The organism is Micromonospora sp. RV43, from assembly GCF_001029515.1.
In the GTDB taxonomy this organism is placed as follows: domain Bacteria; phylum Actinomycetota; class Actinomycetes; order Mycobacteriales; family Micromonosporaceae; genus Micromonospora; species Micromonospora aurantiaca.
Genome location: NZ_LEKG01000295.1, coordinates 1 through 5,024 on the forward strand (window position 1 = coordinate 1; position 5,024 = coordinate 5,024).

The 5,024-nt window shown below is 71.9% G+C and carries 5 protein-coding genes and 1 pseudogene; all 6 read right to left on the reverse strand.

The features are described 5' to 3' along the window. Positions 1 to 719 (reverse strand): lytic polysaccharide monooxygenase (locus tag ABD52_RS36185; protein WP_053065540.1); only part of this gene is annotated, 719 nt, incomplete at its 3' end. Between the two features lie 185 nt (positions 720 to 904). Beyond that, positions 905 to 1,570 carry an NAD(P)-dependent alcohol dehydrogenase gene (locus ABD52_RS36190; RefSeq protein WP_235437668.1) on the reverse strand — a complete coding sequence of 222 codons (666 nt, stop codon included), beginning with the start codon at positions 1,568 to 1,570 and terminating at the stop codon, positions 905 to 907. Positions 1,571 to 1,633: 63 nt separating this feature from the next. After that, a pseudogene (locus ABD52_RS41285) lies at positions 1,634 to 1,858 on the reverse strand (NAD(P)-dependent alcohol dehydrogenase); the annotation flags it as partial. A gap of 129 nt (positions 1,859 to 1,987) precedes the next feature. Beyond that, the gene (locus ABD52_RS36195; protein ID WP_047894713.1) at positions 1,988 to 2,746 is read right to left on the reverse strand and encodes a YwiC-like family protein; all 759 of its coding nucleotides are present in this window, start codon (positions 2,744 to 2,746) and stop codon (positions 1,988 to 1,990) included. A gap of 5 nt (positions 2,747 to 2,751) precedes the next feature. Beyond that, complete coding sequence (locus ABD52_RS36200; RefSeq protein WP_047894711.1) at positions 2,752 to 4,104, reverse strand: multicopper oxidase domain-containing protein; 1,353 nt, start codon at positions 4,102 to 4,104, stop codon at positions 2,752 to 2,754. Between the two features lie 3 nt (positions 4,105 to 4,107). Further along, a partial coding sequence (locus ABD52_RS36205) for a hypothetical protein (protein WP_047894714.1) occupies positions 4,108 to 5,024 on the reverse strand: 917 nt, incomplete at its 5' end.

A 5,024-nucleotide genomic window follows, 5' to 3' on the forward strand; every position in this document is an offset into this window, starting at 1 on the left:
GTGGTGGGCGGCGGCGTGGTGGGCGGCGGGGTCGTCGGCGGCGGGTTGCCGCCGCCGCCGAAGATCACGTCACTGCAGAGGTAGTACGGCTGGTCGAGGTGGGACGCCTGCCAGATGGTGTAGACGACGTGCCGCCCGGTGCGGTTGCCCGCGTTCACCTGCGCCTCGTAGAGCCCGGTGGTCGGGTAGCTGCCGGTGCGGAGTACCAGCTCGAGGCTGTTCCAGGTGAGGGGCTGGGTGGTCGGGTCGAAACCCTGCTTCGTGATGTAGATCAACATGTAGTCGGCGCCGTGCTTGGCGCCGTCGGTCAGCGTGAGGGTGAAGTTGTTCGGCATCGGCTTCGCGGTCCACGCGCCGACCGCGTCGAGCGAGGCGTACAGGCCGCCCTGGGTGCGACCGCCGCTGCACAGCTGTCCGTCCGGCACGGCGGCCTGGTGGTTGCCGCCGACGTTCTCGCGGTACAGGCCGTTCCAGTTCCACATGGTGTTCGGGTTGGCCTGCCACGCCTGCCAGCACATCGGGTCGGTCTGGGCCATGGTGGGGTTGAGGTGATCGGAACCCCAGCGCTCCCAGCATCCGTAGTTGCGTGTCGGCGGGTTGGTGACCGATCCGTGCGCCGAGGCCGGATCGGCCTGGTTGACGACGACCATCGTGAACGAGGCGAGGAGAACTGCGACCGCGCCCAGTCCCAGACGGCGTCCTGTCCGTGAGATTTTCATGATGCTCCAGTGGATGCGCCGGCGCCCAGTGGCCCTCGCTGGGTGCCCACCCCGGAGAAGGTGACGCCGATCGATTCAAGCCGTCCCAGGGGTGGACGGCACTGCTGCCCAGCAGCGCATGGCGACTCCCAGCCACGATGTTAGTAAAGACGGCTGTCAATGTAAATCGATACCGGCGTATCGGGTCAGACGACGGTCACGATGACTTTCCCGAGGGCTCGGCCCTCTCCGACGTGGGCCAACGCCTCGGGCACCTCATCGAGGGTGAAGGTCCGGTCGATGTGGATGGTGAGGTCACCCGTGGCGCAGAGGTCGGCCACCGGTTCGAAATGCGTCGGCCCTTCCTTGACGGCGAGCACACCCAGGCGGCGGTGGGTGAGCCGGCCGGCCGCGGCACCGATCGTCAGTACGCGGAGCAGCGCCGGGACCGAGCCGCCGACGCACCGGTAACGGCCGCCGGGGGCCAGTGCCCGGCGGTAGTCGAACACCGACCGGTGCGCGACCAGGTCGAGGATGAGGTCGTACGGGCCGCTGCGGGTGAAGTCCTGGCTGCGGTAGTCGATCACCTCGTCCGCGCCGACCGATCGCATGAAGTCGAGCTTGCCGGCGTTGTCGACGCCGGTCACCTCGGCGCCGAACCGCTTGGCGACCTGAATGGCGAATGAGCCCGATCCGCCGCCGGCACCGTTGATCAGAACCCGTTTTCCGGCTGCCGCGCCTTGAGTCCCTTGCCATGCGATGACTCCCGCCTGCGGAATCGCGGAGGCCTCGGCGTAGGTCAGGGCGGCGGGCTTGTGGGCCAGAACCGACTCGGGAGCGATCGCGTACTCGGCGAAGCCGCCCTTGAGCATGAGGTTGTCACCGTACACCGCGTCACCGGGCCGGAACCGGGTGACCGCCGGGCCGACCGCATCGACCCGGCCTGCGATGTCCGAACCGAGTGTCCGGCGTGCCGGTGAGCGCAGCCCACCGATGCGCGAATACAGCGGCGAGCCGCGCAGGGTCTCCCAGTCGCTCAGGTTGACCGAGGTCGCTGCGATCTTGACGAGCACCTGCCGGCCGGTGGGAGACGGCTTGGAGACGTCCTCGATCCGTAACACATCCGGCGACCCGTACCGGTCGTACACAACCGCTCTCATCCACGCACCCCTAGCCCTTCACCCAGGCGCTCCGGCCGCACTATGCCCACGGCCGGCAGGCAACGGCCTCTTGGTAGCAGACAGAGACAAGGGACCAACCGCCTCCGAGTGGGGGACGTTGCGCACGGATCAGAGCGTCGCCAGCACCCCGGCCAGAACGACCAGGCAGCAACCGATCTCGATCATCCCGACCTGCACAGGGCGGAGCCGGCGTGCCGGCAGCAGCGCGGCCCGGAGCAGGAGCAGCAGGAAGACCGGACCGAGCAGCACATCCACCAGCCAGACCACGGCGGCCAGGGCGAGCACGTGGTATCCGACGGAGAGACGGAGGAAGCGGCTGTCACCGCGTTGCCGGATCATCGTCTTGACATAGAGGACAGTGCCGAACAAGTAGAGCAGGAGCACTGCGAAGGCCGGGGTGACCCGGGTGACGGACACACCGGCGATGGTCGCCGCGACGAAGACCAGCAGGCAGCTCTGCGCCACCGAGGCCAAGTCGTTGAGCAGGGCCCGTTCCCGGCGACGCCAGGCGTATCCGGCGTTGACCGCCAGCAGCGCGGCGTAGCCCGGGGCGTACCAGAGGACGGCGGGCCGGGCGAGCGCCACGGTCGCCGCGAGCGGCGCCGCCAGCAGGCCGTACACCAGCAGCTGGGGGGTGAAGCGGCTCGGCCGACGGCTCTTGATCGCCTGGAAGGCGTAATACGACAGCAGGTAGCCGGTCAGCCAGGCGCCGAGCAGCGGCAGGTGCGGCCAGCGCGGGCCGGCCAAGGCCACCCCCACGGTGTACGGCAGCAGGAGCATCGCCCACGCGCCGTGCTGGGGTGGGACGAACTGCCGCACGCGGCGGCGGCGCATTGCCGGGCGGTCGGCTACGACAGCGGTGTTCATGGTGGTCACCGGACCTCGAACAGGCCACGGGCGCCGCGCTCGGCGTCGACCATGGCGTGGCTGACGAACGGGTAGTGCCCGGCTGCGGGGAAGACCGTCTCCACGAAGCCGCCGCCGGCCGGGGTGAGGGACAGCACCTGGGCTCCGCCGGGGTCGGTCGGCCGGTTCTCCCAGTGCCCCTCCCGGTAGACGGTGTCGAACTGGGCGCCGACGATGTGGAACGAGCTGTCTCGGTTGGGGCCGGCGTCGAGCAGCCAGATTCGGACCCGTTCACCGGCCCGGGCGGGCAGCGGACGGTGCGCGTACTGGGCGGGGTAGCCGTTGAAGACGACGGCGTCGGGGCGCTCCGCCTGCATCGCGGCCAGGTCGCCGGGCTCGCCGTCCGGGCCGAGGTAGAACTCGGACTGGACGAGCACGTACTCGCGATCGACGCGGGGCAGGTCGGGCGGGTCGACGATGACCGCACCGTACATCCCGTTGCCGATGTGGTGCAGCATCGGCATGGTCGAGCAGTGGTACATCCAGATGCCGGCGCGGGTCGCAGTGAACCGGTAGGTCAGCCGCTGCCCGGGGTCGATCGGGCGCATCACCTCGTCCGGGGCGACGGCACCGGCGTGGAAGTCGATGCCGTGGTCCAGGGTGCCGTCGTTGACCAGGGTGATCTCGAAGGTGTCGCCGACCCGGCCGCGCAACACCGGGCCGGGCACGGTTCCGTCGAAGGTCCACAGCCGCTGCCGCACCCCGGGCGCGACCTCCCGGACGACTTCCCGGACGTGCAGCTCCCGCCGGTGCAGCCGGCCGGGCGGCGCGGGCGGCGCGGTGGCGTCCCGGGCGACGAAGGCCGCGCCAGGGTCGGCCATGGCATCGAGGCGCGGCCTCGTCCCCTCCGTCGCCACGGCCGTCCCTGTCGGAGCGGTCACCGTGGCCCCCGTCGGGACGATCCGCAGTGTCATGCCGGCCTGCCGGTGGGCGGGCAGGGAGCACCAGCCCTCCACCGTCGCCCCGATCACGCCGGCGTCCAGCCGGGCGTCGCCGTCCCGCGTCAGCAGCGGTGTCCTCGCCCCGGAGGCCAGGACGAGGTCGTGGCGGCGGTTGTCCCGGTTGGTCAGCTCGATGACCAGTCGATCACCCCGGGGCACGTCGATCCGGTCGGGGTGGAAACGCATGCCGTCTGCGACCACTGTGACCGTGGTGGTGTGCCCGGTCGGGGTGACGGCGGTGGCGGCGGCGGGGACGGGTGCGTCACCGGAGACGCGTTGGGCGGCGACCCCGACGAGGACGGCGACGAGGACGAGGGCGAGACCCACGGCTGCTCCGCCGAGCGGGCGGGGCACGGGGGCGTCGGTGCGCGCGGACACGGGTTACCTCCGGGCGGTGAGCAGGACCCGCACGGCCGGCACGAGGAACTGCACCAGCGCGGCGAGGACCAGCAGTGAGGTGGTGATGCGGACGAACGGCGGGGTGGGCAGGACGAGGACCAGCAGGGCGGCGTTGGTCATCGCGACGCGCTGCGGGCCGTGCCGCTCCAGCAGGGCGGTGCGGCGGCGCACCGGCGCGGGTCCGCCGCCGAGCACCACGGGCAGCAGGTGGGTCAGGGCTCCGACGAGGACCTGGGCGACGAAGCCGACCAGCAGCGGGAGCAGCACCGCACCGAAGCGGTCGGCCGCGCCGGCCGGGTCCGCAGCGGGCAGCAGCGTCGCGGCGTCCACGGCGAGAGCGACCATCAGCCAGCCGCCGGCCGCGGCGAGCGACCAGGACGCGAACGCGTACGGGGGGCGGGTGCGCGCGACGGCCAGCGCGGGGCGCAGGGCGATCAGCGCGCCGAGGGCGAACAGGCTCAGCCCGGCCGCGGCGACGACCCGCCACCAGGCGAGCAGGCCGACGCCCAGCAGGACGAGTCCGGTCGTCGCCACCGGCAGCGCGACGGTGGCGGCGCGGACCGCACCGTCGGCCATCCGGGTACGCAGCACGGTGGGCCAGAGTGTCAGCAGCGTCCCGAGGACGGTCAGCGTCACCCAGCCGAGCAGGTTCACGTGCGCGTGGAACAGCAGCAGCCGGGGGCGCAGCGGGTCGTCGATCACCAGCATCCCGGCGCCGACCGGCACGCCGGCGAGCAGGGCCACGGTCGCCGCCAGGTAGTAGCGGACCGTGACGGAGAACCGGGCCGGCAGGGCGCGGCGCAGCCAATGGGTGAGCGCGACGAGGTGGGCGGTCACCGCGACGAAGACCAGCGTAGCGCCCGCCACGCCCAGCCAGGGGCGGTCGGCCGTGCCGCCGG